The organism is Pseudomonas sp. CFBP 8758, from assembly GCF_014841725.1.
GTDB classification, from domain to species: Bacteria; Pseudomonadota; Gammaproteobacteria; order Pseudomonadales; family Pseudomonadaceae; genus Aquipseudomonas; species Aquipseudomonas baltica.
The window spans coordinates 212,941-237,540 of record NZ_JACYUK010000003.1 but is presented as its reverse complement, the minus strand read 5'-3'; the positions used below and the strand labels follow the sequence as shown (position 1 = coordinate 237,540).

At 63.9% G+C, this 24,600-nt stretch carries 28 protein-coding genes; 17 read left to right on the top strand and 11 right to left on the bottom strand.

Features of this window, described 5'->3' with window-relative positions; translation table 11 throughout:
• Position 1 precedes the first annotated feature (1 nt).
• The gene (locus IFT75_RS07945; protein ID WP_043188230.1) at positions 2–223 is read left to right on the top strand and encodes a YgdI/YgdR family lipoprotein; all 222 of its coding nucleotides are present in this window, start codon (positions 2–4) and stop codon (positions 221–223) included.
• 57 nt (positions 224–280) lie between these two features.
• Here IFT75_RS07945 and IFT75_RS07940 read toward each other — a convergent pair whose 3' ends face one another.
• Entirely contained in the window at positions 281–1,171 is an 891-nt protein-coding gene (locus tag IFT75_RS07940; protein WP_122478818.1) for a pseudouridine synthase, read from the bottom strand.
• Positions 1,172–1,225: 54 nt separating this feature from the next.
• On the bottom strand, positions 1,226–1,540 hold the full coding sequence (locus tag IFT75_RS07935) for a transcriptional regulator (RefSeq protein WP_122478820.1): 315 nt from the start codon (positions 1,538–1,540) through the stop codon (positions 1,226–1,228).
• A 179-nt stretch (positions 1,541–1,719) separates the two neighbouring features.
• On the opposite strand from IFT75_RS07935, the gene IFT75_RS07930 reads away from it, so the two are divergent.
• The 7 genes from IFT75_RS07930 (at position 1,720) to IFT75_RS07900 (ending at position 5,887) form a co-directional block, all read left to right on the top strand.
• The gene (locus tag IFT75_RS07930; RefSeq protein ID WP_122478822.1) at positions 1,720–2,034 is read left to right on the top strand and encodes a DUF883 family protein; all 315 of its coding nucleotides are present in this window, start codon (positions 1,720–1,722) and stop codon (positions 2,032–2,034) included.
• Between the two features lies 1 nt (position 2,035).
• Positions 2,036–2,425 carry a phage holin family protein gene (locus IFT75_RS07925; protein ID WP_049859111.1) on the top strand — a complete coding sequence of 130 codons (390 nt, stop codon included), beginning with the start codon at positions 2,036–2,038 and terminating at the stop codon, positions 2,423–2,425.
• The gene (locus IFT75_RS07920; protein WP_185793716.1) at positions 2,422–2,793 is read left to right on the top strand and encodes a hypothetical protein; all 372 of its coding nucleotides are present in this window, start codon (positions 2,422–2,424) and stop codon (positions 2,791–2,793) included. The genes IFT75_RS07925 and IFT75_RS07920 overlap by 4 nt, the downstream gene beginning before the upstream one ends.
• Before the next feature lie 175 nt (positions 2,794–2,968).
• On the top strand, positions 2,969–4,300 hold the full coding sequence (locus tag IFT75_RS07915) for a deoxyguanosinetriphosphate triphosphohydrolase (protein WP_122478826.1): 1,332 nt from the start codon (positions 2,969–2,971) through the stop codon (positions 4,298–4,300).
• Positions 4,301–4,488: 188 nt separating this feature from the next.
• A complete protein-coding gene (locus tag IFT75_RS07910) occupies positions 4,489–5,115 on the top strand; it encodes a response regulator transcription factor (protein ID WP_122478828.1) in 627 nt (208 codons plus the stop codon).
• A gap of 8 nt (positions 5,116–5,123) precedes the next feature.
• On the top strand, positions 5,124–5,453 hold the full coding sequence (locus IFT75_RS07905) for an Hpt domain-containing protein (protein ID WP_192054155.1): 330 nt from the start codon (positions 5,124–5,126) through the stop codon (positions 5,451–5,453).
• Between the two features lie 89 nt (positions 5,454–5,542).
• On the top strand, positions 5,543–5,887 hold the full coding sequence (locus tag IFT75_RS07900) for a YggL family protein (protein ID WP_122478832.1): 345 nt from the start codon (positions 5,543–5,545) through the stop codon (positions 5,885–5,887).
• A 53-nt stretch (positions 5,888–5,940) separates the two neighbouring features.
• Here IFT75_RS07900 and IFT75_RS07895 read toward each other — a convergent pair whose 3' ends face one another.
• The 9 genes from IFT75_RS07895 to rlmM all read right to left on the bottom strand — a co-directional run bounded on the left by IFT75_RS07895 (position 5,941) and on the right by rlmM (position 15,161).
• A complete protein-coding gene (locus IFT75_RS07895) occupies positions 5,941–6,849 on the bottom strand; it encodes a hydroxymethylglutaryl-CoA lyase (RefSeq protein WP_122478834.1) in 909 nt (302 codons plus the stop codon).
• Positions 6,839–8,773 (bottom strand): acetyl/propionyl/methylcrotonyl-CoA carboxylase subunit alpha, encoded by a 1,935-nt coding sequence (locus IFT75_RS07890; protein ID WP_192054153.1) that lies wholly within the window; start codon positions 8,771–8,773, stop codon positions 6,839–6,841. The genes IFT75_RS07895 and IFT75_RS07890 overlap by 11 nt, the downstream gene beginning before the upstream one ends.
• Complete coding sequence (locus IFT75_RS07885) at positions 8,770–9,570, bottom strand: enoyl-CoA hydratase-related protein (RefSeq protein ID WP_192054151.1); 801 nt, start codon at positions 9,568–9,570, stop codon at positions 8,770–8,772. The genes IFT75_RS07890 and IFT75_RS07885 overlap by 4 nt, the downstream gene beginning before the upstream one ends.
• 33 nt (positions 9,571–9,603) lie before the next feature.
• On the bottom strand, positions 9,604–11,211 hold the full coding sequence (locus IFT75_RS07880; RefSeq protein WP_192054149.1) for a carboxyl transferase domain-containing protein: 1,608 nt from the start codon (positions 11,209–11,211) through the stop codon (positions 9,604–9,606).
• Positions 11,212–11,264: 53 nt separating this feature from the next.
• Positions 11,265–12,443 carry an isovaleryl-CoA dehydrogenase gene (locus tag IFT75_RS07875; RefSeq protein ID WP_342214373.1) on the bottom strand — a complete coding sequence of 393 codons (1,179 nt, stop codon included), beginning with the start codon at positions 12,441–12,443 and terminating at the stop codon, positions 11,265–11,267.
• A 106-nt stretch (positions 12,444–12,549) separates the two neighbouring features.
• Positions 12,550–12,918: a MerR family transcriptional regulator gene (locus IFT75_RS07870; RefSeq protein ID WP_122478842.1), complete on the bottom strand. Its 369-nt coding sequence runs from the start codon at positions 12,916–12,918 to the stop codon at positions 12,550–12,552.
• Between the two features lie 128 nt (positions 12,919–13,046).
• Complete coding sequence (gene miaE / locus IFT75_RS07865; protein WP_192054145.1) at positions 13,047–13,652, bottom strand: tRNA-(ms[2]io[6]A)-hydroxylase; 606 nt, start codon at positions 13,650–13,652, stop codon at positions 13,047–13,049.
• 87 nt (positions 13,653–13,739) lie between these two features.
• A complete protein-coding gene (gene tusA / locus IFT75_RS07860; RefSeq protein ID WP_122712992.1) occupies positions 13,740–13,985 on the bottom strand; it encodes a sulfurtransferase TusA in 246 nt (81 codons plus the stop codon).
• A gap of 111 nt (positions 13,986–14,096) precedes the next feature.
• The gene (rlmM, locus tag IFT75_RS07855) at positions 14,097–15,161 is read right to left on the bottom strand and encodes a 23S rRNA (cytidine(2498)-2'-O)-methyltransferase RlmM (protein WP_192054143.1); all 1,065 of its coding nucleotides are present in this window, start codon (positions 15,159–15,161) and stop codon (positions 14,097–14,099) included.
• A 139-nt stretch (positions 15,162–15,300) separates the two neighbouring features.
• Between rlmM and acnA the strand changes: the two genes are divergently transcribed.
• The 9 genes from acnA (at position 15,301) to IFT75_RS07810 (ending at position 24,499) form a co-directional block, all read left to right on the top strand.
• Positions 15,301–18,051 carry an aconitate hydratase AcnA gene (gene acnA / locus IFT75_RS07850; RefSeq protein ID WP_192054141.1) on the top strand — a complete coding sequence of 917 codons (2,751 nt, stop codon included), beginning with the start codon at positions 15,301–15,303 and terminating at the stop codon, positions 18,049–18,051.
• Between the two features lie 325 nt (positions 18,052–18,376).
• Positions 18,377–19,591, top strand: coding sequence for a PepSY-associated TM helix domain-containing protein (locus tag IFT75_RS07845; protein ID WP_192054139.1), 1,215 nt, complete (start codon positions 18,377–18,379; stop codon positions 19,589–19,591).
• Positions 19,588–20,127: a thiamine pyrophosphate-binding protein gene (locus tag IFT75_RS07840; protein ID WP_122478854.1), complete on the top strand. Its 540-nt coding sequence runs from the start codon at positions 19,588–19,590 to the stop codon at positions 20,125–20,127. Before IFT75_RS07845 ends, IFT75_RS07840 begins: the two co-directional genes overlap by 4 nt.
• Positions 20,124–20,459, top strand: coding sequence for a hypothetical protein (locus IFT75_RS07835; protein ID WP_122478856.1), 336 nt, complete (start codon positions 20,124–20,126; stop codon positions 20,457–20,459). Before IFT75_RS07840 ends, IFT75_RS07835 begins: the two co-directional genes overlap by 4 nt.
• Complete coding sequence (locus IFT75_RS07830) at positions 20,456–21,019, top strand: DUF6162 family protein (RefSeq protein WP_192054137.1); 564 nt, start codon at positions 20,456–20,458, stop codon at positions 21,017–21,019. The genes IFT75_RS07835 and IFT75_RS07830 overlap by 4 nt, the downstream gene beginning before the upstream one ends.
• Before the next feature lie 26 nt (positions 21,020–21,045).
• Positions 21,046–21,975 (top strand): metal ABC transporter substrate-binding protein, encoded by a 930-nt coding sequence (locus IFT75_RS07825; RefSeq protein WP_192054134.1) that lies wholly within the window; start codon positions 21,046–21,048, stop codon positions 21,973–21,975.
• The gene (locus tag IFT75_RS07820) at positions 21,972–22,721 is read left to right on the top strand and encodes a metal ABC transporter ATP-binding protein (RefSeq protein ID WP_192054132.1); all 750 of its coding nucleotides are present in this window, start codon (positions 21,972–21,974) and stop codon (positions 22,719–22,721) included. The genes IFT75_RS07825 and IFT75_RS07820 overlap by 4 nt, the downstream gene beginning before the upstream one ends.
• A complete protein-coding gene (locus IFT75_RS07815; RefSeq protein ID WP_122478864.1) occupies positions 22,721–23,620 on the top strand; it encodes a metal ABC transporter permease in 900 nt (299 codons plus the stop codon). The genes IFT75_RS07820 and IFT75_RS07815 overlap by 1 nt, the downstream gene beginning before the upstream one ends.
• Positions 23,621–24,499, top strand: coding sequence for a metal ABC transporter substrate-binding protein (locus IFT75_RS07810; protein WP_192054130.1), 879 nt, complete (start codon positions 23,621–23,623; stop codon positions 24,497–24,499). It abuts the gene before it with no gap.
• Positions 24,500–24,600: the final 101 nt, after the last annotated feature.

The following is a 24,600-nucleotide window of genomic DNA, read 5'->3' as shown; positions in this document are numbered from 1 at the left end:
AATGACTCACCGGATCCTTCCCGCTTTCATGCTCGCGCTGGGCCTGGCATCGCTTGCCGGTTGCGCATCGCCTACCGTGATCACCCTGAACGACGGTCGTGAAATCCAGGCGGTGGACACGCCCTCCTACGACGAAGACGCTGGCTTCTACGAATTCGAGCAGCTGGACGGCAAGACTACCCGTGTCAATAAAGACCAGGTACGTACCGTCAAGGAACTCTGATCAAACAGAGTTTAAGTGTTGCAAGACAAAGCCCGCCCTCTGGCGGGCTTTGTCGTTCTAGAACGTCAGCTTCAGTTGTGTCTCGAAATTGCGCAGGCGACCGTCGAGCGGGTCGTGGAACTGCAGCGAGCGTGCCAGCAGCTTCAACGGCCGGGCATAGTCGTCCACCTCGGTATTGCTCAGCTGCGGGTAGAACGGATCGTTGCAGATGCTGGCCCCCAGCGCGGTCATGTGGACGCGCAGCTGATGAGTCTTGCCGGTGACCGGGTTGAGCACGTAGCGCCACACGTGTTCGCCTTTTTCGGCGACCTCCAGGCGAGTTTCACTGTTGCTCGGCCCCGGCACTTCGCGCATGCGAAAAAACGGCTCGCCATGCTCCAGGCGGCTGCGGTGCACCCACGGAAAAGCCAGGTCGGGCAGTGCGGGCGCGATGGCCTCGTAGCGCTTTTCGATCTGTCGAGTGGGAAACAGCTGCTGATAGGCACTGCGCGTCTGCGGATTGGCCGAGAACAGCACCAGACCTGCCGTATGCCGGTCAATGCGGTGCAGCGGCACCAAGTGCGGGTTGTCGAGACGGCGGATGAGCCGCCGCAGCAAGGTGTGTTCGACGTACTCGCCGGTCGGTGTCACCGGCAGGAAGTGTGGCTTGTCGGCCACCACCAGATGCTCGTCGACGTGCAACACCTGCTCCTGTGCAGCGATCGGCCGTTCGTTCGGCACTTCGCGAAAGTAGTGGATGCGCAGGCCCTGGCGGTAGGCATGGGCAGGTCCGATGGGTACGCCGTCGGCGTCCAGCACCCGGTCCCTGGCCATGCGACTCAGCCACTGAGCGCGATCGATGGCCGGAAAATGTTCGCACAGGCAATCCAGCACGGTTGCCCATTTGCCGGGTGGCAGGCACAGGGTGCTGGCCTGATGCGCAGCAGGGTCGAATTTGGGTGCAGACATGCCTAGATCCACGATGGTTTCAGGCCGCGAGTATCGCCCACGGCGTTACGGCTGTCATCGCGCGTGGACAGCCTCGGCTGCCTCGGTGAATTCCTTGAGCCAACGCAGCACCTCGACCGCTTCCCAGCGAGTTGGGTCGTACAAGGCGTACAGCAGGCCCTTGTAGCCGACCACATCCAGCGGTCGGTGATAGCCGGCACGCTGGAACAGCGCCTCGACCTCGGCAAAGCAGGTGTTGAAGTGCAGCTTGCTAAACGGGGTCTTGCCTTCGGTAACCAGGCCGTCGAGACGCAGTTCCAGCACGGCTTCGCGAACCACGTCCGGGGCCATGCGGTTGACGCTGTACTTGAGTTGTTCGACGTTGAGCATGGGCGAGTGATTATCCATATACTGTATCTTTATACAGCATAAGGCAGCCGTCCGAGACCCGTCAATTGCCCCGACATGTCGATAATGGGCTATACAAAGGATTATGCCGCGCAATGGCACTGAACCTTCGGGATCACCCTCACTCGAAATATCCAGACGCCACCCATATGGAGATCAACATGGCCACCCCGAGCACCAAAGCAGCCCAAGAAGTTCTCAAAGCCGATTTTCAGACCCTGGTCCGTGACACCGAGAAACTTCTCGAACACACCGCCAGCATCGCCGGCACCCAGGCCGAAGAACTGCGCGCGCAGATCAACGAGAGCCTGCTGAAGGCTCGCGAATCGCTGCAGCAGACCAAAGAAACCGCAGCCGAGCGCAGCCAGGAGGCCGTAGTCGCAGCCGAAGGCTACGTTCAGGAAAACCCATGGCAGTCCGTCGGCATCGCCGCAGGCGTAGGCTTCCTTCTGGGCCTGCTGGCCACAAGGCACTGATATGTCCCTCCTCGACTCGGATACCACAGATAACAGCACCGGCTCCACCTCTCGGCGCCTGGGTGCTGCCATGCTCGGCCTGCTTCGCAGTCATGTCGAACTGTTCGGCATCGAGTTGCAGGAGCAGAAATCTCGAACCGTCAGCCTGTTGCTGTTCGCAGGCCTGGCCCTGGTCTTCGCCTTGCTGGCACTGGTGGCGTTGTCCGGGCTCATTCTGATTCTGCTGTGGGACAACTACCGCATGGCCGGCATGGTCGGCCTGGCGGTGTTCTACGTACTGGCAGGTATTTTCTGCGCATTCCGCCTCAAGGCGGCTGTGTTCGATGAATCCTCGCCATTCAGTGGGACACTGGAAGAACTGGCCAATGACCGGGAGCGCCTGCTGCCATGAGCCGAAACGAACCTACCAGCGCCCAGTCACGGCGCGACATGCGCAAGTCGTTGATTCGGCTGCGCATGGAAATGCATCGCCAGGAGTTGCGGCACGAGTCGCGGCAATTGGTCAATCCGCTCAACCGCCTGCGCGGATTGGGTCAATCGGTGCAGACCGGCATGGGTATCAAACATGCCTCACTGTGGGGCATCGCAGGCGTCACCCTGATGGGTTTCCTGACCGGACGCGGGGCTGGCAACAGCGCCCGTGCGCCGGTCGTCGCGCCGGTTCGTGGTCCGGGCCGTCTTTCGCGGCTGGCCAAGGTCGGCACGTTGCTGTTGCCGGTGATCAAGCTGGCCATGCAGGGCTCTTCGCGCAGACGCTAGGCTTGGCTGAAAGAGCAACCCGGGTGCGGTCGTAAACGTATCCGGGTTGCTTTTTTTTGCCTGACATTCCTGGCTGCACCTACCTGTTCAATACGTTCAAGGCCCGATGCCAGCCTTGCCAGCCAGCCCTCGCAGGCCGACACTGCAGGCTCGATCGGGTCCCGGAGGAATCGCCTTGGATTGGCACACACTGCTTACACGCGAACGCTTGGGCAAGCCCCTGCACAGCCCGGAAGAACTGGGCCGCAGCCCGTTCCACAAGGATCACGACCGCATCATCTTTTCCGGCGCCTTCCGCCGGCTGGGGCGCAAGACCCAGGTCCACCCGGTGTCGAGCAACGACCACATCCATACGCGCCTGACCCATTCGCTGGAAGTCAGTTGCGTGGGCCGCTCCCTGGGCATGCGCGTGGGCGAAACCCTGCGCGACCAGCTGCCGCAATGGTGCGAGCCCAGCGACCTGGGCATGGTCGTGCAGTCGGCCTGCCTGGCGCACGACATCGGCAATCCGCCCTTCGGGCATTCCGGTGAAGACGCCATTCGCCACTGGTTCCGCCAGGCAGCCGGGCGTGGCTGGCTCGACGCAATGAGCGAAGTGGAGCGTGACGACTTCCTCAATTTCGAAGGCAATGCCCAAGGCTTCAGGGTGCTCACCCAGCTCGAGTATCACCAGTTCGACGGGGGCACCCGGCTGACCTACGCAACTCTGGGCACTTACCTCAAATACCCGTGGACGGCGCGCCACGCCGATGCATTGGGCTACAAGAAGCACAAGTTCGGCTGCTACCAGAGCGAACTGCCGCTGCTCGAACAGATCGCCGGCAAGCTGGGTCTGCCATTGCTCGAAGAGCAGCGTTGGGCCCGGCATCCGCTGGTGTACCTGATGGAGGCCGCAGACGACATCTGCTATGGCCTGATCGACCTGGAAGACGGCCTGGAAATGGAGCTGCTCGACTACGCCGAAGTCGAGGCACTGTTGCTCGACCTGGTAGGCGATGACATCCCGGACACCTATCGCCAGCTCGGCCCACTGGACTCGCGGCGGCGCAAGCTGGCGATCCTGCGCGGCAAGGCCATCGAGCACCTGACCAACGCTGCCGCGCGCGCGTTCGTCGAACAGCAGCAGGCGCTGCTGGCCGGCCAGCTGAGCGGCGATCTGGTCGAGCACATGCACGGTCCGGCCAAGCGCTGCGTGCTCGACGCCAAGGACATGGCGCGCAAGAAGATTTTCCAGGACAAGCGCAAGACCCTGCACGAGATCGGCGCCTACACCACCCTCGAAGTGCTGCTCAATGCGTTCTGCGGGGCGGCGCTGGAGCAGCACACCACAGGCAGGTTGTCGTTCAAGCACCAGCGCATTCTCGATCTGCTGGGGCACAACGCGCCGCAGCCGGACTGGCCGCTGCACAAGTCGTTCCTGCGCATGATCGATTTCATCGCAGGCATGACCGACAGTTATGCCGCAGAAATGGCCGGCGAAATGACCGGGCGCTCGAACTCGTTCTAGTGTGTAGCGTGGAAATAAACGAATACAAACGATAGTTGACTCTTTGGAATCAAACTATCTTTGTATTCCGTTACGTTTATATCTGTAGGAAGTTTCCTAGAATCACTCTTTCCCGAGTCCATTCGTATGCCCTTCGAAGCAACTGGGCTAAGGTGCGCGCTTTTACTGGATCGTTCAGGAGAGGCTGCATGCGTAATGTATTCATCATCGATGATCACCCTGTCATTCGGCTCGCCGTCAGAATGCTTCTGGAAAACGAAGGCTACTGCGTCGTAGGCGAGAGCGACAACGGGGTGGATGCCATGCAGATGGTGCGCGAGTGCCAACCTGACTTGCTCATTCTCGATATCAGCATTCCCAAGCTCGACGGGCTCGAAGTACTGACCCGCTTCCATGGCATGAACGTCCCCTACAAGATCCTGGTACTGACCGCTCAGGCCCCGGCTCTGTTCGCCATACGCTGCATGCAGTCGGGCGCCGCCGGTTTCGTCTGCAAGCAGGAGGCGCTGAGCGAGTTGATCAGTGCCGTCCGCGCAGTGTTCTCTGGCTACAACTACTTTCCCAGCCAAGCGTTGATTCCGTCACGAGAAGATGAAGGCCAACTTCAGGAACTCGAGCTGTTCAAGACCATCAACGACCGCGAGTTGATGGTCTTGCAGTTGTTCGCGCAGGGCCGCAGCAACAAGGAAATTGCCACAGGCATGTTTCTCAGCAACAAGACAGTCAGTACCTACAAGAAACGCCTGATGCAGAAACTTCAGGCGAACTCATTGGTTGAACTTATCGAAATGGCCAAGCGCAACGCGCTGGTGTGATTGCACACATGAACATCATCGACCCACTCAACGTCTTGACCGGCGGCAACAGCGTGCTCACGCGGCGACTGCTCGAGGAAGTACTGCGCAGTTGCACGGAGGATAGCCAGCGACTGCTTGCCATTGCCGACGACGACCACCAGGGCGTGGTGGAGATTGCTCACAAGATCAATGGCGCCGCTCGCATCGTCCAGGCGCACGCGGTCTATGAAGCGTGCCTGGCGCTGGAAGCAAGCCACCCATGGGACGATCTGCGTACGGGACGTGAGGCCTTGCACCTGGCGTTGCTGGAATTGCAGACGCAGTTGCGCCTGGCACTGGCCGGGCTGGGCGAGTAGGTGCAGGGCAAGTCATTTGTCACTGAATCAGGCAGGCGCCTGGCTTAACTGGTAGACTGCGCCGCGATATTACCTAAGAGGATTGTTTCATGGCCACTAACCGCTCCCGTCGTCTGCGCAAAAAACTGTGCGTCGACGAATTCCAGGAATTGGGTTTCGAATTGAACCTGGACTTCAAGGAGGATTTGGCTGACGAGCAGATCGACGCATTCCTCGATGCGTTCCTGACCGAAGCAATGGACGCCAACGGCCTCGACTATGTTGGCGGCGACGACTTCGGTCTGGTTTGCCTGGCCAAGCGTGGTTCCGTCACCGAAGAGCACCGCACTATCGTCGAAGCCTGGCTCAAGGGTCGCAGCGAACTGACCCGCGTCGAAGTCAGCCCGTTGCTGGACGCCTGGCACCCAGAGAAGCCGATCAACTCGGCAGCTTGATGTACCGCTGAAAAAGGCCATCTTCGGATGGCCTTTTTTGTGGGCGCGATTCGCTAACGGGGTACTGCTGCGCCGGCGTGGGCGCGCGCTACGCGCGATGCGCTCTGCCTGCCCAGCGCGAGCATGATCGACTGCCCTGCCTGCACGACCTGCGCCAGATCCACGCCGGTAGCGATGCCCAGCCCGTGCAGCAGGTAGAGGACGTCCTCGGTCGCGACGTTGCCGCTGGCGCCCGGCGCGTAGGGGCAACCGCCCAGCCCCGCCACCGAGCTGTCGAACACCTGCAGGCCTTCCAGCAGGCAGGCGTAGATGTTCGCCACGGCCTGGCCATACGTATCGTGAAAGTGTCCGGCCAGATGCGCCCGCGGCACGCGCTGTGCGACCACTTCGATCAATTTACGCGCAGCCCCAGGCGTACCGACGCCGAGGGTGTCGCCCAGGGAAATCTCGTAGCAGCCCATCTGCAGCATGGCGCTGGCCACGTCGCGCACCTGCACCGCAGCGATCTCGCCTTCGTACGGACACCCCAGCACGCATGACACGTAGCCACGCACCTTGATACCGCGCTGGGCGGCGGCCGCCAGAACCGGTTCGAAGCGCTGCAGGCTCTGTGCGATGGAGCAGTTGATGTTGCGCTGGGAGAAGGATTCAGACGCCGCGGCAAACACCGCCACCTCCGATGCACCAGCTTGAATGGCGGCCTCGAAGCCTTGCAGGTTCGGCGTCAGTGCCGCGTAGGTCACCCCCGGCGAACGCTGGATGGCGGAAAAGACCGCCGCGCTGTCGGCCATCTGCGGCACCCAGCGCGGCGACACGAAACTGCCGACCTCGACATGCTGCAAGCCCGCCGCGACCAGCGCGTCGACCAGCGCTACCTTGTCTTCGACGCGCACACGGCCCTGCTCGTTCTGCAACCCGTCACGGGGCCCGACCTCGACGATCCGCACCCGTTCAGGCAGCATGTTCGGCCTCCTGCAACTCGATCAATACCCTGCCTTCGCTGACCATCTCGCCCTCTTCGCAGCACAGCGCCTGAACCACGCCTGCGCGGTTGGCACGCACGGTGTGCTCCATCTTCATGGCCTCCAGCACCACCAAGCCATCGCCCAACGCCACCTGCTGGCCCGGACTGACCAACAGACGGACGATGCTGCCGTTCATGGGCGCAGCGAGCGAGTCGTCGGACGCATGGGCACCGGTGCCCGCCGCCAGGGAGTCAACCAGCGCGACCTCGTAGGGATCGCCTTGCCACTGCAGGTAGACGACGTCGCCGCGGCGGCCGATCAGCCGTGCTTCATCCAGGCCGGCGCAAGCGTTGCTCAAAGCCACCGCGCACAATCGGCTCTGGGCGCCACAGCGCAGGTCGAGCGTGGCTTGCGCAGGCATGAGTTGACGCCAACCAGTGGCAGCGCTCCAAGGTGAATGCGGGTCTTGTTCACAGGCAACAAGCGGGGCCGAACGCAGGAAGGCACGCGCGGCGCTGTGCCAGAACGCTTCGGTCAGCGCCGGTGGCGCAGGCAACAGCGCGTCGGCGTGGCGTTCGATGAAGCCGGTGTCGATTCGGGACGCGGCGAACGCAGGCGTGGCAAGGATGCGCTGCAGCAGGGCCAGGTTGCTCTTGATCCCGCCGACCGCCGTTTCGGCGAGCATCGCCAGCAGGCGCAGCCGGGCCTCTTCGCGATTTTCACCCCAGGCAATGAGCTTGGCGATCATCGGATCATAGAATGGCGAAATCACGTCGCCTTCGCGCACCGCGCTGTCCACTCGCCGACCGGGTCCGGCTGCCGGTTCCCGATACAGTGCCAATTGCCCACTGGCCGGCAGGAACCCGCCTGCTGGATCTTCGGCATACAGGCGCACCTCGATGGCGTGCCCGAACAGGGGAACCTGCGCCTGGGTCAGCGGCAGGGCTTCACCACGCGCGACGCGAATCTGCCAGGCCACCAGGTCCAGCCCGGTGATCGCTTCGGTCACCGGATGCTCGACCTGCAGGCGGGTATTCATCTCCATGAAGTAGAAACGCCCTTCCCCATCCAGCAGGAACTCCACCGTGCCTGCGCCCACATAGCCGATCGCCTGGGCTGCGCGCACCGCGGCTTCGCCCATGGCCTGGCGCAGGGAGGCATCGAGCCCCGGTGCCGGTGCTTCCTCCAGCACTTTCTGATGCCGTCGCTGGATGGAGCAATCCCGCTCGTGCAGATAGAGGCAATGCCCCTGTGCGTCGGCAAAGACCTGGATCTCCACGTGCCGGGGCGCCGCCAGGTATTTCTCGACCAGCATATGACCGTCGCCGAAGGCTGCCACGGCCTCTCGCCGCGCCGAGTCCAGGGCAGGTGCCAGTTCGGCGGCGGACTCGGCCACCTTCATGCCCTTGCCGCCACCGCCGGCAGCGGCTTTGAGCAGCACCGGGTAGCCGATGCGCTGCGCCGCATCGGCGAAGGTCGACAGGTCCTGGGCCTGGCCGTGGTATCCCGGCACCAGCGGCACTCCGGCGCGCTCCATCAGGGCCTTGGCCGCCGACTTGCTGCCCATGGCTTCGATGGCCTCGGCGGGCGGGCCGATGAACAGGATGCCCTCACGCGCCAGGCGCCGGGCGAAGGCGGCGTTTTCCGACAGGAAGCCGTAGCCGGGATGGACCGCGTCGGCGCCACAGGCCAAGGCAGCGGCAACCACCTTGTCGATCTGCAGGTAGCTGTCGGCGGGTTTGCTGCCACCCAGGGGGATGGCCAGATCGGCCTCGTGCACATGGCGGGCATCGGCGTCGGCGTCGCTGTAGATGGCCACGCTGCGGATGCCCATGGCCCTGGCGGTGCGGATGATGCGGCAGGCGATCTCGCCACGGTTGGCGATCAGCAGCGTTGCCACGGTCTGCGGGAGTGGCTTCATGGGGTTACCTCTGCCCAGGCGGGCGCGCGTTTGTCGAAGAAGGCCTGCATGCCTTCCTGGCCCTCGGCGCCAGTGCGCAGCCGGGCGATCAGAGCCTGCGCCTGGGCCTGGCGTGGCGCCGTGACCTGGCCATCGCCGATAGCCAGCAGCAGCGCCTTGCAGGCGCGCATCGCTTCGGGACCGTTAACCAGCAGACGCCGTTGCCACGCCTGTACCGCCCGTTCCAGTTCGGCGCGCGGATACACTTCGTCGAGCAGTCCCAGTTCGCGGGCCCGCACGGCATCGAAACGCTCGGCGCTGAGCGCATAGCGGCGCGCGGCGCGCGAGCCGATGGCCTGGACCACGTAGGGACTGATCACCGCCGGCGCCAGGCCCAGGCGCACTTCACTGAGACTGAACAGCGCGTCGTCGGCGCCGATGGCCATGTCACAGCAACTGACCAGGCCCATTGCCCCGGCGAACGCGGCGCCCTGCACCACCGCGACGGTGGGCAGTGGCAGGCGCTGCAGCTGCTCCATCAGCTCGCTCAGACGCGTGGCCTCGGCGAGGTTTTCCGCGTAGCTCAGCCGGGCACTGGCTTGCATCCAGGCCAGATCGGCACCGGCGCTGAAGTGTTGCCCATGGCCACGCAGGAACATGAAGCGCAACCCTGGCCGCTGGCTGATGTGGTCGAAAGCCTGGCGCAGCTCCTCCAGCATGAGCGCATTGAATGCGTTGTTCTTGTCCGGTCGATCGAGCCAGACGCTGGCCACGTGTTCGGCGCTGATGTGCAGCTGTATCGTGGAAAATTCGTGCATACCCTGATCCCCGATTCCTGATAAGTGCATGGGCTACATGCGGAAGACGCCGAAGCAGGTTTCGGCCAGCGGCGCGTTCAACGCCGCCGATAAACCCAGCGCCAGTACGGTTCGGGTTTGCGCAGGATCGATCACGCCGTCGTCCCACAGACGTGCCGAGGAATAGAACGCGTGGGCCTGTTGTTCGTACTGCGCCACCATGGGCTCGGCCAGTTGCCGGGCCTGTTCGTCGCTGAACGCCTGACCCTGGCGCTGGGCCTGCTCCTGCTTGACCTGGACCAGCACGCCGGCCGCTTGCTGGGCGCCCATCACGCCGATCTTGGCGTTCGGCCACATCCACAGGAAGCGCGGATCGTAGGCGCGCCCGCACATCCCGTAATTGCCCGCGCCGTAGCTGGCACCGATGATCACGGTGAACTTGGGCACCTTGGCGCAGGCCACCGCCGTGACCAGCTTGGCGCCGTGCTTGGCGATACCGCCGGCCTCGTATTTCTGGCCGACCATGAAGCCGGTGATGTTCTGCAGGAACACCAGGGGTATTCCACGCTGGCACGCCAACTCGATGAAGTGCGCGCCCTTCTGCGCGGCTTCGGCGAACAGCACGCCGTTGTTTGCCAGGAGCGCCACCGGGTAGCCATGGATATGGGCGAAACCACAGATCAGGGTCGGCCCGAACAGCGCCTTGAACTCGTCGAAGGCCGAGTCGTCGACGATGCGCGCGATGATTTCGTGGATCGGCAGTGGCTGCTTGGGGTCAGTGGGGACCAGACCGTAGATCTCGTCTGCGGCATGGCGTGGCGGCCGCGGTTCGATACAGGCCAGCCAGCCCTGCTTGCGTCCGTTCAGATGGGCGACGCAGCGCCGGGCGATGGCCAGTGCGTGCTGGTCGTTTTCGGCGTAGTGATCCGCCACCCCCGACTGCCGGCAATGCAGGTCGGCACCGCCGAGGGCCTGCGCGCTGACCACCTCGCCGGTGGCGGCCTTGACCAGCGGCGGGCCGGCCAGAAAGATGGTCGCCTGATCGCGAACCATGATGGTCTCGTCACTCATGGCCGGCACATAGGCGCCCCCGGCCGTGCACGAGCCCAGCACCACGGCGATCTGGGCGATGCCCTGGGCGCTCATGTTGGCCTGGTTGAAGAAGATCCGCCCAAAGTGCTCGCGGTCTGGAAACACTTCGTCCTGACGCGGCAGGTTGGCGCCCCCGGAGTCGACCAGGTACAAACAGGGCAGGCGGTTATGCTGGGCGATTTCCTGGGCGCGCAGATGCTTCTTCACGGTCAGCGGGTAATAGCTGCCGCCTTTGACCGTGGCATCGTTGGCAATGATCATGCACTCGACGCCGGACACCCGTCCGATACCGGTGATCAAACCGGCAGCGGCGACCTGTTCGGGATACACCTCATGGGCGACCAGCAGGCCCACTTCGAGGAAGGCCGAGCCTGGGTCGAGCAGCACGTCGATACGCTGCCGCGGCAGCAGCTTGCCGCGCGCGACATGCCGCGCCTGCGCCGCTTCACCACCGCCCTGGTGAATCTGCGCCGCGCACTGCTGCAGCGTTTCGAGCTGCCGCAGCATCGCTTCGCGATTGGCGGCGAAGTCGGCGGAACGGGTGTTGACCTGGGTGTGCAGAATGGCCATGGGCATTTCCTGTGCGAATACGGCACCAGAGGGACGCGTCAGCGATTGCGGGCTCAGCGGGTCTGCTCGAACAGCTCGCGGCCGATCAGCATGCGACGGATCTCGCTGGTGCCTGCGCCGATCTCGTACAGCTTGGCGTCACGCCAGAGCCGCCCGGCGGGAAATTCGTTGATGTAGCCATTGCCGCCGAGGATCTGGATGGCTTCACCGGCCAGCCAAGTGGCTTTTTCAGCGGCATACAGAATGACCCCGGCGCAGTCCTTGCGCACTTGGCGCACGGGTGCCTGGCCCAGTGCATCGAGGTGCCGGCCCACGGCGTAGAGGTACGCCCGGCATGCCTGCTGGGTGGTGTACATGTCGGCCAGCTTGCCCTGGATGAGCTGGAACTCGCCGATGCTCTGGCCGAACTGCTGGCGATCGTGGACGTACGGCAACACCAGGTCCATGGCCGCCTGCATCAACCCCAGGGGGCCACCGCTGAGCACGGCGCGCTCGTAGTCCAGGCCACTCATCAGCACACCGACGCCCTGCCCCGTCTGGCCCAGCACGTTCTGCAGCGGCACTTCGACGTCCTGGAACACCAGCTCGCCGGTGTGCGAGCCGCGCATGCCCAGCTTGTCGAGTTTCTGCGCGACGCTGAAGCCAGGCGCGCCTTTCTCCAGGATGAACGCAGTGATGCCCTTGGCGCCGGCCGCCATGTCGGTCTTGGCGTAGACCACCAGCACGTCGCAGTCCGGGCCGTTGGTGATCCACATCTTGGTGCCGTTGAGCACGTAGCGGTCGCCCTTGAGGTCGGCGCGCAAGCGCATGGAAACCACGTCGGAACCAGCGTTGGGCTCGCTCATGGCAAGTGCACCGATGTGTTCGCCGCTGATCAGCTTCGGCAGGTAGCGGGCCTTCTGTTCGGCAGTGCCGTTGCGGTTGATCTGGTTGACGCAGAGGTTGGAATGGGCGGCGTAGGACAAACCGATGGCCCCGGAGCCGCGGGAGATTTCCTCCATGGCGACCATGTGCGCCAGGTAGCCCATGCCCGTCCCGCCCCACTCTTCGGCCACGGTCAAGCCCAGCAGGCCAATGTCGCCGAACTTGCGCCACAGGTCGGCAGGAAACTGGTCGCTGCGATCGGCCTCGGCGGCACGCGGGGTGATCTCGCGCGCCACGAAGGCGGCCACGGAATCGCGCAGCATGTCGATGTCTTCGCCAAGGAAGAAATCCAGTCCCGGTACTGAAATCATGTTCGCCACCCACTTGTTGTTTTTTTTGGGGAGAAAGCTGTTGAGCACAATCATCTTGCAGGAAACGTTACGGGGGACACTGCGCACCGCAGGCGCGCTCCGGTCAAGTCTGCAGCGCGGCGCGGCAGCGTTCTTCAGCGGTGTCGAGCTCCACCTGCATCTGTTCGATGTCCAGCATCTGCTGCTGCAACTGCGCCCGGCGCTCGGTGATCTTCTCCAGAAAACGGTCGAGTTGCTTGCGGTTGCCCGACGGGTCGTACATGTCGATGAGCTCTTTGCATTCGGCCAGGGAGAAGCCGATGCGCTTGCCGCGCAGGATCAGTTTCATCGCCACCAGGTCGCGCGGCGCATAGATCCGCTCCTGGCCACGGCGCGTCGGCGTGACCATGCCCTGCTCTTCATAGAAACGCAGGGTCCTGGGCGTTACGTCCAACAACTGGGCTATGTCGGAAATGCTGTAGGTCGCGCTCACGTCGATCGACTTCCTCGTGCTTTACGTTAACGTAAACGTCAGCGAGAGGCCTGTCAATACACGCCGCTGTGCTATCGAGGGGCGGGAAGTCTCGGGACGCGATCCTGGGAGCGCGTCATCGGCAGCGGTCAGGCGAAAGCCGGCACACCGCTGTGGAAGCGAAATTCGGGGTCGGGCGTTTCGATCAGTTCGGCTTCGGCCACGCGGACCCTGTCGACGGTCTGGGCGATATCGGCGGCATCGCCGTATTGATGCGCCAGTTTCAGGTAGCCCTGGTAATGCCGCGCTTCGCTCATGAGCAGGCCGTTGTAGAAGATGCCCAGCTCTTCGTCCAGATGCGGCACCAGAGCCGCGAAACGCTCGCAGCTGCGCGCTTCGATGAAAGCGCCAACCACCAGGGTGTCGACCAGCTTGACGGGCTCGTGGTTGCGCACCTGCTTGCGCAGCGACGAGGCATAGCGGCTCGCCGACAGGGGTTGCAGTTCGATCTTGCGGCGCTTCATCAGACGCAGGACCTGCTCGTGATGCACCAGCTCCTCGCGGGCCAGGCGCGACATCATATTGATCAGATCGGCATGGGTGCAGTACTTGGCGATCAGGCTCAGGGCCGTGGAAGCTGCCTTGAATTCGCAGTTCTTGTGGTCGATCAGCAGGGTGTGCTGGTCGGCCAGCGCGGCCTGGACCCAGGCATCGGGCGTGGGGCAGCCGAGAAAGGCATGAATTTCAGACAACATGGCCAGGCACCTGGAAAAAAGGGGGCGATTATACCCAGCTCGCCTGCAACTGGGTATGTGCGCCGAACGACCGGCGCTGCGAGGCGATCAGTCGCTTTTCTTGCGGATCCAGTAGCGGTAGGTACCGCCCTCCTCGTCCTGCTGAACCAGCTCATGGCCCAGGAATACGCAGAACTTGGGGATGTCGCGACGGGTCGAGGGGTCGGTGGCAATGACTTTCAGCAGGCCGCCTGCAGGCAGGTCGCGCACATGCTGGTGCAGCATCATTACCGGTTCCGGACAGCTCAGGCCGGTGGCATCCAGGGTACGGTCGGCAGGCAAGGTTTGGGTCATGAAAAGCTCCAGGTCAAGCGGGCATTCAGGCGCACGTTCGAAACCAATAGTGTAGCGCTGGCGCGCGGTTCGGGCGCAGCGTGCGACGTCAGGCCGCAGCGCCCGGATCGGTCAGCGCCGGCCACCGTCGAGTCGACGCAGGTGGCAGGTGACTTCCTCGCGGTCATGGTAGAGCTGCTTGCAACCAATCTGCACCTTGATGCCGCGCGTCTTGAAACCGTCCTCGATGCGTTCGAGCAAACGCCGCACTTCGGCATAGCGCTGCTTCATCGGCAGCTTCAGATTGACCACCGCTTCGCGGCAGAGGTTCTCGCCCAGCCAGGTTTCCAGCAAGGCGGCGTTGCGCGCCGGCTTCTCGACGATGTCGCAGACCATCCAGTCCACCGTCTGCTTGGGCCGATAGGTGAACCCGTCGGCCATCAGATGGGTGACCAGTCCGGTGTCCATCAGGCTCTGTGCCATGGGCCCGTTGTCGATAGCGGTAACCAGCATGCCGCGGCGTACCAGCTGGTAGGTCCAGCCACCGGGTGCGGCGCCCAGGTCGACACCGGTCATGTCGCCGTGCAGGCGTTCGTCCCATTGCTCGCGGGGAATGAAGTGATGCCATGCCTCTTCGAGTTTCAGGGTCGAACGGCTGGGCGCTTCGCGGGGGAACTTGAGCCGCGGGATGCCCATGGGCCACATGGCGAAATTACCCGCGTCGGCCATGCCCAGGAAGACTTCGCGACCACTCTTGAAGGTCAGCAGCAGGCGCGGCAAGGCAGGATCGTCCACCAGCCTGCCAGCACCCAGCAGGGCCTTGCGCAGCGGTGCTTCGAACTTCTTGCAGAAATTCGACAGCTCCTTGCCATCGTTGGTGTCGAGCACTTCCAGCCACAGGCTGCCACACACTGGATAGGCCGCCAGGTGGTCGAGCAGCACGCTGATGCGGTCGGTTTCGGGCAACTGCACGAAATCGCCCCTGGCCCACTGCCGTGGAAATATCAAGTCACTAAAACGCAACTCGCGCATCAACCGCGCCGGACCGGCCGGTTCGTGGCAGATGAATTCGGCGCAGGCGGTCAGCGGCTTCGCCTTGGCATACCCGGCAACCCCCAGCCGTGCGGCGTGTTCGGCGATCTCCGAGCAGACCTCGCCTTCGAAGCCGGGGCGGCAATGCATAAACAGCGTATTCATAAAGGGACTTTCACCGCCGGGGTGCTCAAATCGGCGCATGATAAAGGAAATCGGAACCCTGGGCATGCACTGGAAGTCCCTGACTGAAAGAACCTGTTTATCCAGCCCGTGCCGTGCGGGCCTGAAAAGGAGCTGATCCATGTCCTCCCTCGATAGCCTGAAAAGCCTTAAGACGCTAGACGTCGCGGGCACGTCCTATCACTACTTCAGCCTTCCCGATGCCGCCAACAGCCTGGGTGACCTGCAGAAACTGCCGATGTCGCTCAAGGTCCTGCTGGAGAACCTGCTGCGCTGGGAAGACGGCAAGACCGTGACCGGTGCCGATCTGCAGGCCCTGGCCGATTGGCTGCAGGAGCGCCGTTCCGATCGGGAGATTCAATACCGCCCGGCACGGGTGCTGATGCAGGATTTCACCGGGGTACCGGCGGTGGTCGACCTCGCCGCCATGCGCGCGGCCGTGGCCAAGGCCGGCGGTGACCCGCAGCGAATCAATCCGTTGTCGCCGGTGGACCTGGTGATCGACCATTCGGTCATGGTCGACCGTTATGCCACCGGGCAGGCATTCGAGGAAAACGTCGACATCGAGATGGAGCGCAATGGCGAGCGCTATGCGTTCCTGCGCTGGGGTCAGAGCGCGTTCGACAACTTCAGCGTGGTCCCGCCGGGCACCGGCATCTGCCACCAGGTCAACCTCGAATACCTTGGCCGCACCGTCTGGACCAAAGAAGAGGACGGCCGCACTTACGCCTTTCCCGACACCCTGGTGGGTACCGACTCCCACACCACCATGATCAACGGCCTGGGGGTACTGGGCTGGGGCGTCGGCGGTATCGAAGCGGAAGCCGCCATGCTCGGCCAGCCGGTGTCGATGCTGATTCCCGAGGTCATTGGCTTCAAGCTTACCGGCAAGCTCAAGGAAGGCATCACGGCGACCGACCTGGTGCTGACCGTGACGCAGATGCTGCGCAAGAAAGGCGTCGTGGGCAAGTTCGTCGAGTTCTACGGTGATGGCCTGGCCGATCTGCCCCTGGCCGACCGCGCGACCATTGCCAACATGGCGCCAGAATACGGCGCTACCTGCGGTTTCTTCCCGGTGGACGACGTGACCCTGGGTTACCTGCGCCTGTCCGGACGGCCGGAGGCCACCGTGCAATTGGTCGAGGCCTATTGCAAGGCGCAGGGCATGTGGCGTCTGCCCGGCCAGGAGCCGGTCTTCAGCGATACCCTCGGGCTGGACATGGGTGAGGTCGAGGCCAGCCTGGCCGGGCCGAAGCGCCCGCAGGATCGCGTGGCACTGCCCAAGGTCAGCGCGGCGTTCGACGATTTCATCGGCCTGCAGCTCAAGCCGACCAGCAAGGAAGAAGGCCGCCTGGAAAGCGAGGGCGGCGGTGGCGTGGCGGTGGGCAACGCCGACCAGACCGAGGGTACGCCGTATACCTGGCGCGGCAAGACGCATAATCTGCAGCACGGCGCGGTGGTCATTGCGGCCATCACTTCGTGCACCAACACCTCCAACCCCAGCGTGATGATGGCCGCCGGCCTGGTGGCGAAGAAGGCGGTCGAGAAAGGCCTGACCACCAAGCCGTGGGTCAAGACTTCGCTGGCCCCCGGTTCCAAGGTGGTCACCGACTACTATCGGGCCGCAGGCCTGACCCAGTACCTGGACACGCTGGGCTTCGCCCTGGTCGGTTATGGCTGCACCACCTGCATCGGCAACTCGGGGCCGCTGGACGAGCCTATCGAACAGGCCATTCAGAGCGCGGACCTGACCGTGGCGTCGGTGCTCTCGGGCAACCGCAACTTCGAAGGCCGGGTGCACCCGCTGGTGAAGACCAACTGGTTGGCCTCACCGCCGCTGGTGGTGGCCTACGCCCTGGCCGGCAGCGTGCGTACCGACATCAGCAGCGAACCCCTGGGCACCGGCAGTGATGGCCAGCCGGTCTATCTGCGCGACATCTGGCCGACTCAGCAGGAGATCGCCGACGCGGTGGCCAAGGTCGACACGGCCATGTTCCACAAGGAGTACGCCGAGGTGTTCGCCGGCGATGCGCAATGGCAGGCAATCGAAGTGCCGCAGGCGCCTACCTACGTCTGGCAGTCCGATTCGACCTACATCCAGCATCCACCGTTTTTCGAGGATATCGCCGGTCCCGCACCCGTGATCGCCGACGTGCAGGGCGCAAGCATTCTGGCCTTGCTGGGGGATTCGGTCACCACCGACCACATCTCCCCTGCGGGCAACATCAAGGCTGACAGTCCGGCGGGCCGTTATCTGCGCGACAAGGGCGTGGAACCGCGTGATTTCAACTCCTATGGATCGCGCCGGGGCAACCACGAAGTGATGATGCGCGGGACCTTTGCCAACATCCGTATCCGCAACGAAATGCTCGGGGGTGAAGAAGGTGGCAACACTTTGTTCATTCCTACGGGCGAGAAGCTGCCGATCTACGATGCGGCCATGCGCTACCAGCAGGCCGGCACACCGCTGGTGATCATTGCCGGCCAGGAGTACGGCACCGGTTCGAGCCGCGACTGGGCTGCCAAGGGGACCAATCTGCTGGGCGTCAAGGCCGTGGTGGCGGAGAGTTTCGAGCGTATCCACCGTTCCAACCTGGTGGGCATGGGCGTGCTGCCCTTGCAGTTCACCGACGGGCAGAGCCGCAAGAGCCTCGCCCTGACCGGCCGCGAGACCCTGGACATCGTCGGTTTGAGTGGTGCCCGGCTGCAGCCGCACATGCGCCTGGACCTGCGCATCCGCCGTGAGAACGGCCAGCAGGAAACCGTCGAACTGCTGTGCCGGATCGACACGCTCAACGAAGTGGAGTATTTCCGTTCCGGCGGTATCCTGCACTACGTCTTGCGCCAGTTGATTGGGAACCCCGTGGTGTAAAGCATCTGTAGGAGCGGTCAGCGGCCGCGAAAAGAACACCGCGGATGATCTGACATGCCGCGGTGTCTGGTTCGCGGCCGCGGACCGCTCCTACGGGGGATCGAAGGGATTGCTCCCGTTGACCGGCGGGTATCAACCACAACGGGGCCTGCAGCGCTTTCTGAAACATTAGGTTTCAAATGATTGCACCCGTAATTCATTTGGTTCTTGTTCTCATTCTTGTTTATCCAGTGCAATAGCCGCCATCCAAATCCGTGGCCACCTGTTCGCTGGATCCGGAAAGTGCCCTCAGGCGACCGGCTTCGTGAATCGAGAACGTTTTCCCATGTCCAAGAAATCCCGCTCGAAAATCTGGTTCCTGGTGCACAGCTGGTTGGCCCTGCCGATCTGGTTTTTCGTGCTGATCGTATGTGTGACCGGCACCCTGGCCGTGGTGAGCACCGAGATCATGTGGCTGATCAATCCGGAAATGCGTGCCAACAAACCATCCGACGACGCCCAGCCGTTGAACTACGACCAACTGATGGCCGCCATCGAACGCGATCATCCCGAGCTGCGAGTCAGCAATCTCATTCACCCCGACGGCGACTACTTCGCCGTCAACGCCAGTGTCACCTACCCGGACGGCCGCTCGCCAACGGTCTATGTGAACCCCTATACCGGCGTGCTGCAAGGCGTCAGTCCGGCGTTCGACTTCCCGGCCTTCACCCGCGCCCTGCACGGCTGGTGGCTGGTGCCCTTCACCAACGGTTTCTCCTGGGGCTGGTACCTGGTGTCGTTCCTCGGCCTGCCGCTGCTGGCGTCCTTGATCACCGGCCTGGTGGTGTACAAGAAATTCTGGAAGGGCTTTCTCAAGCCCACCCTGCGCCTGAACCAGGGCGCACGGGTGTTCTGGGGTGACTTCCACCGCCTCAGCGGTATCTGGTCGATCTGGTTCATCGCGGTCATCGCCATTACCGGCGTGTGGTTCCTGATTCGCGCCATCCTCTACGACAACCAGATCAGCATCTCCAGCTACTCGCCGGTCACCTCGGTGATTGCCCGGGCCGACGTGCCGCTGGTGGCCGACGGCACGCCGGCACCGATGATCCCGGTCGAGCAGGCCATTGCCGTGGTCAAGCAGCAAGTGCCGGGCCTCGATGCCAGCTACGTGTCGCTGCCGCTCAACGCCTACAGCCCGATGGAAGTGGGTGGCCGCAGCTGGTACCCGCTGATGTTCCAGACCGCCAGCATCAACCCCTACACCGGGCAGCTGATCAGCTCGCACCTGCTGGGCGACCGCAATGCACTGGAGTTCGTTACCGAGTCCATGCGCCCGCTGCACACCGGTGACTTTGGCGGGCTGTGGATCAAGCTGATCTGGGCTTTCTTCGGCCTGCTGCTGAGCATGATGGTGCTCAGCGGCTTGATGATCTGGAGCAAGCGCACTGCCCTGGCCACGGCCCAGGCGTTCAAGCGCGACGCCCGCCACGAAACTGCGCAGACGCCCACCGGCAGCCTGCACCCGATTGCCCACAAGACCGCGGAGCGCAGCCTGTGAGCCGAGTCCTCAGTGCCCCCACGCCTTCGCCCCTGTCGCGTTTCTGGCGCAAGTGGCGGTTCCATATCAACGTGCTGCTGGTGTTCATCCCGCTGAGCTTCATGCCGCACTATTTCGCCGAGAACGCCATGGATCGCGGCGACAGCGGCCTGGGCGAGCGGACAGTAGGCGACATCGCCGTCGGGCCGTGGAGCCTGACCTTGGCCGAACGCCGCATCGAAGGCCCGACCGCCGAAAGCGGCCAGGACATCAAGTACTTCAACGCGGCCCTGTGCAAGACCTGCATCGACCAGGTCAAGGCCACCTACCTGCGCATCGGCAAGCCACGCAGCCTGAGGGCTGCAGGCGTGATCTTCTTCGGCAGTGGCTACCGCATGTTCGCCGGGTTGCCAGTGCCGGCCAAAACCCAAGCCGATGCTCAGCTGTGGATCACCATGGAAGGCTGGGACGGCTCGATGCACCAGACCTCCATTCCATTGAGCCAGGCATCACCCGCGACGGTGGCCTGGCTGAACCGTCAAGGAACCCGACCATGACCCGCGTTTCATTCATCCGCTGGCCCGCCCTGGCACTGGGGCTGCTCGCTGCCGCCTGCAGCGGCGTGGCCCTGGCGCACAACCCGATGTGCGAATGCAAGCAGATCGACGACCAGCAGATCCGCTGCACCGGCGGATTTTCCGATGGCAGCGGTGCGCCGGGGGTGACCCTGGACGTGGTCGGCTATGACGAAAGCATCCTGGTACCCGGCAAGCTGGGCAGCGATTCGACCGTGACCTTCAAGCGTCCGGATGCCGAGTTCTATGTGCTGTTCGATGCCGGCCCCGGCCACGTCGTCGAAATCGACCAAGCCGACATCGAGGCACCATGAGCACGCCTGTCACGCACATCGTGCGCCCGGCCGGTGCGGGCCATGAAACCCTGTACGTCGGCCTGCTGTGCCTGTTCATCCTGCTGGCGGCGGCCGGCGTCGTGTCCTGGCACGGGGTCAGCCACGAAGCCGTCGCGGTACCGTCCCACCAGCTCGACGCCCGACGCGACCTGAGCGCCGCCGAACAGGGCATCTACGCCGACCTGCGAGTGACCCTCGACGAGGTCCGCCTGCTGGCCGAGGAACAGTCCGATCCGGTCACGCCCGAGCAACTGGCCCGCGAGGGCTTCCCACCCTTCGCCCAGGACGCCAGCTCGGTCAGCCGCGGCAGCCACGCCTGGCAGATGGTCCAGGGCGCCTACGTGGGCCTGAGCCAGGCGCCAGAGGTGGCGGGCTCGTTCCTGCTGCGCATGAACGGCGCGGACGCCGATGTCTGGTTCAACCGCGCACCCTCCGCCAGTGCACCGGCGCTGCTGGACGACACGTCGCTTGCCGACAGCGGCTGGCAGCAGGTCATCGCCCAGTTCGACACCGGTGTCACCCGCCAGCATCGCCATTGAATACGCCCTCTTCACCAGGATTCTTCATGCCCAGATCTATCGCCCGCCGTCCGTTGCTGCGACTCCTGTCCGTTGCCGTGCTGGGCACCCTGTTCACCAGCACCGCCTGGGCCGCCGACGGCAAGCCGCTGCGTATCGGCATCACCCTGCACCCCTACTACAGCTATGTGGCGAACATCGTCGGCGACAAGGCCGAAGTGGTGCCGTTGATCCCGGCCGGGTTCAACCCCCATGCCTACGAGCCACGCGCCGACGACATCAAGCGCATCGGCAGCCTGGACGTGATCGTGCTCAATGGCGTCGGCCATGACGATTTTGCCGACCGCATGATCGAAGCCAGCGAGAAACCCGATATCCACGTGATCGAGGCCAATGCCGACGTGCCCCTGCTGGCGGCCACCGGGACGATGGCGCGCGGCGCCGGCAAAGTGGTCAATCCGCACACGTTCCTGTCCATCAGTGCCTCTATCGCCCAGGTCAACAACATCGCCCGCGAACTGGGCAAGCTCGACCCGGACAACGCCAAGTTCTACACCGCCAATGCCCGGGCCTACGGCAAGCGCCTGCGCACGCTGCGCGCCGACGCCCTGGCCAAGCTGACCCAGGCGCCCAACGCAGAGCTGCGGGTGGCCACGGTACACGCGGCCTACGACTACCTGCTGCGCGAGTTCGGCCTGGAAGTGACCGCCGTGGTCGAGCCGGCGCACGGCATCGAGCCCAGCCCCAGCCAGCTGAAGAAGACCATCGACCAGCTGCGTGAACTGGACGTCAAGGTGATCTTCTCGGAAATGGATTTCCCTTCGACCTATGTGGAAACCATCCAGCGCGAGTCGGGAGTGAAGATGTACCCCCTCTCGCACATCTCCTATGGCGAGTACAGCGCCGACAAGTACGAGAAGGAAATGGGCGGCAACCTCAACACCGTGGTCCGGGCCATCCAGGAGGCCGGCGCATGACGGCCGCCGAACCCCTCGCCCTCGCCCGCAGCGGCCCCGCCATCGAGTTCGCCGAAGTGGGCCTGGTGCTGGGCCGCACGCTGATTCTCGACCAGGTCTCCTTTCGCGTGGCCAGCGGCAGCGTGCACGCGCTGGTCGGACCCAACGGCGGTGGCAAGAGCTCGTTGATCAAGACCCTGCTGGGGCAGATGCCCCATCGTGGCCAGTTGAGCCTGCAGTGGCCGGGCAGCCCCGGGGTGATCGGCTATGTACCGCAGGCACTGGAATTCGACCGTGGCCTGCCGATGACGGTCGACGATTTCATGGCCGCCATGTGCCAGCGTCGGCCTGCCTTTCTCGGCCTGTCGAAACACTATGCCGGCGCCATTGGCGAGGCCCTGGAGCGGGTCGGCATGCAGGACAAGCGCAAGCGCCGCATGGGCGCGTTGTCGGGCGGCGAACGCCAGCGCGTGCTGTTGGCGCAGGGCCTGATCCCGACGCCGCAGCTGCTGATCCTCGACGAGCCCATGTCGGCGCTCGACGAAGCCGGCATCCAGGTGTTCGAGCGCCTGCTGCTGGACTGGCAGCAAGCCGGCATCACGGTCATGTGGATCGAGCACGACCTGGAAGCGGTCAAGCGTCTGGCCGACCACGTTACCGGGCTCAACCGACGCGTGCTGTTCGACGCCAGGCCGGCGGACGCACTGACGCCAGACCGGCTGTTGACGCTGTTCTCCACTCATCCACGCGCCGGGGGCCTCGCCTGATGGACTACGAACAGTTTCGCCTGGCCATCCAGGGCCTTGCCTCGGACGGCTACCTGCCCGCTGCACTGGCCTATGGTTTCGTGGTCAACGCCTTGATCGCCGGGTTGCTGATCGGCCCGGTACTGGGCGGCCTGGGAACGCTGGTGGTGGTCAAGCGCTTTGCGTTCTTTTCCGAAGCGGTCGGGCATGCCGCGCTCACCGGCGTGGCCATCGGCATCCTGCTCGGCGAACCCTACACGGGCCCCTACGGCAGCCTGTTCGGCTACTGCCTGTTGTTTGGCATCGTGCTCAATTACCTGCGCAACCGCACCGGCCTGGCGCCGGACACGCTGATCGGCGTGTTTCTGTCGGTCTCGCTGGCCTTGGGCGCCAGCCTGCTGTTGACCCTGGCCGGCAAGATCAACGTGCACATCCTCGAGAACGTGCTGTTCGGCTCGGTACTGACAGTCAACGGCAACGATCTGCTGGTACTGGCCGTGGTCGGTACCCTGGTCCTGAGCCTGAGCCTGCCGCTGTACAACCGCATCATGCTGGCCAGCTTCAATCCGCAGCTGGCCGCGGTGCGCGGCGTGGCGGTGAAAGCCCTGGATTACCTGTTCGTGATTCTGGTGACGCTGATCACCGTGGCAGCGGTGAAGGTCATCGGCGCGATCCTGGTCGGTGCGCTGCTGGTGATTCCGGCAGCGGCGGCACGGCTGCTGAGCCAGTCGCTCAAGGGCTTCTTCTGGATCTCGGTGATCATTGCCACGGTGAGCACCCTGTGCGGGATCCTGCTGCCGATCCTCTTCGATCTGCCGGTGCCTTCCGGGGCGGCCATCATCCTGGTCGCAGGCCTGGCCTTCGCTCTCGCCGCCATCGCCCGCGGCACCTTGCCCAGCCTCAAAGGGAACATCGGATAAATGTCTACTCTGCGCAAACTGACAGTCGCCCTGGCCCTGTGTGCGGCGCTCGCCCCTGCGATCCAGGCGGCAGAGCCGGTGAAAGTCCTCGCCAGCCTGCCGATCACCTACGGCCTGGGCCAACTGCTGCTCAAGGACAGCGACGTGCAACTGCAACGTGCGGCCGCTGCCAACCTGCCCGGCTCTCGACAGAATGCCTATTTCACCGGCCGCGGCGCAGAAGCCCTGGCCGGACTGGCCGGCTCTGCCGACGCGGTGATCGGGCTGCGTTCGCTATGGCCTGACGATTCCCTGTACCCGCTGGCGCGTCGCAGCAACATTCGCATCGTCGAGATCGACGCTGCGCGCCCGGTCGACGGGGTACTGCCCGGTATCGCGGTACAGCCGGGCGTGAGCGGACTGAACAGCCAGCCGTGGCTGTCGAGCAACAACATGGGGCGCATGGCCGACGTCATGGCTGCCGACCTGGTACGCCTGGCTCCGGCCGCCAAACCGCGGATCGACGCCAACCTGGCCGCACTCAAGCAGCAACTGCTCAAGCTCAGCGCCGACAGCGAGGCACGCCTGGCAAAGGCGGACAATGTCAGTGTGGTCAGCCTCAGCGACCGCTTCGCCTACCTTGCAGCCGGTCTCAATCTGGACACGGTGGCCACCCAGGTGCTCAACGACGAACAGTGGGACACCGCGCAGCTGGAAAACCTGAGCATGACGCTCAAGGACAACGACGTTGCCCTGGTCATCGACCATCGCCAACCGCCCGAAGCGGTCAAGGCGGTGATCACTGCCGCAGGCAGCAAGCTGCTGGTGCTGGCCGAGGAAAGCGACGACCCGATCGCCGACCTGCAGGCTCACATGAGCGCCGTCATCCAGGCCCTTTGACCCTACCCTGCCGTAAGCAGGCTGCGGTTCCCGGGCCTGCTCGGCAATGACTTTGAAGCCCTCCCACCGCCCTTCGCCGATATCCCATTCAATCTTTTCCC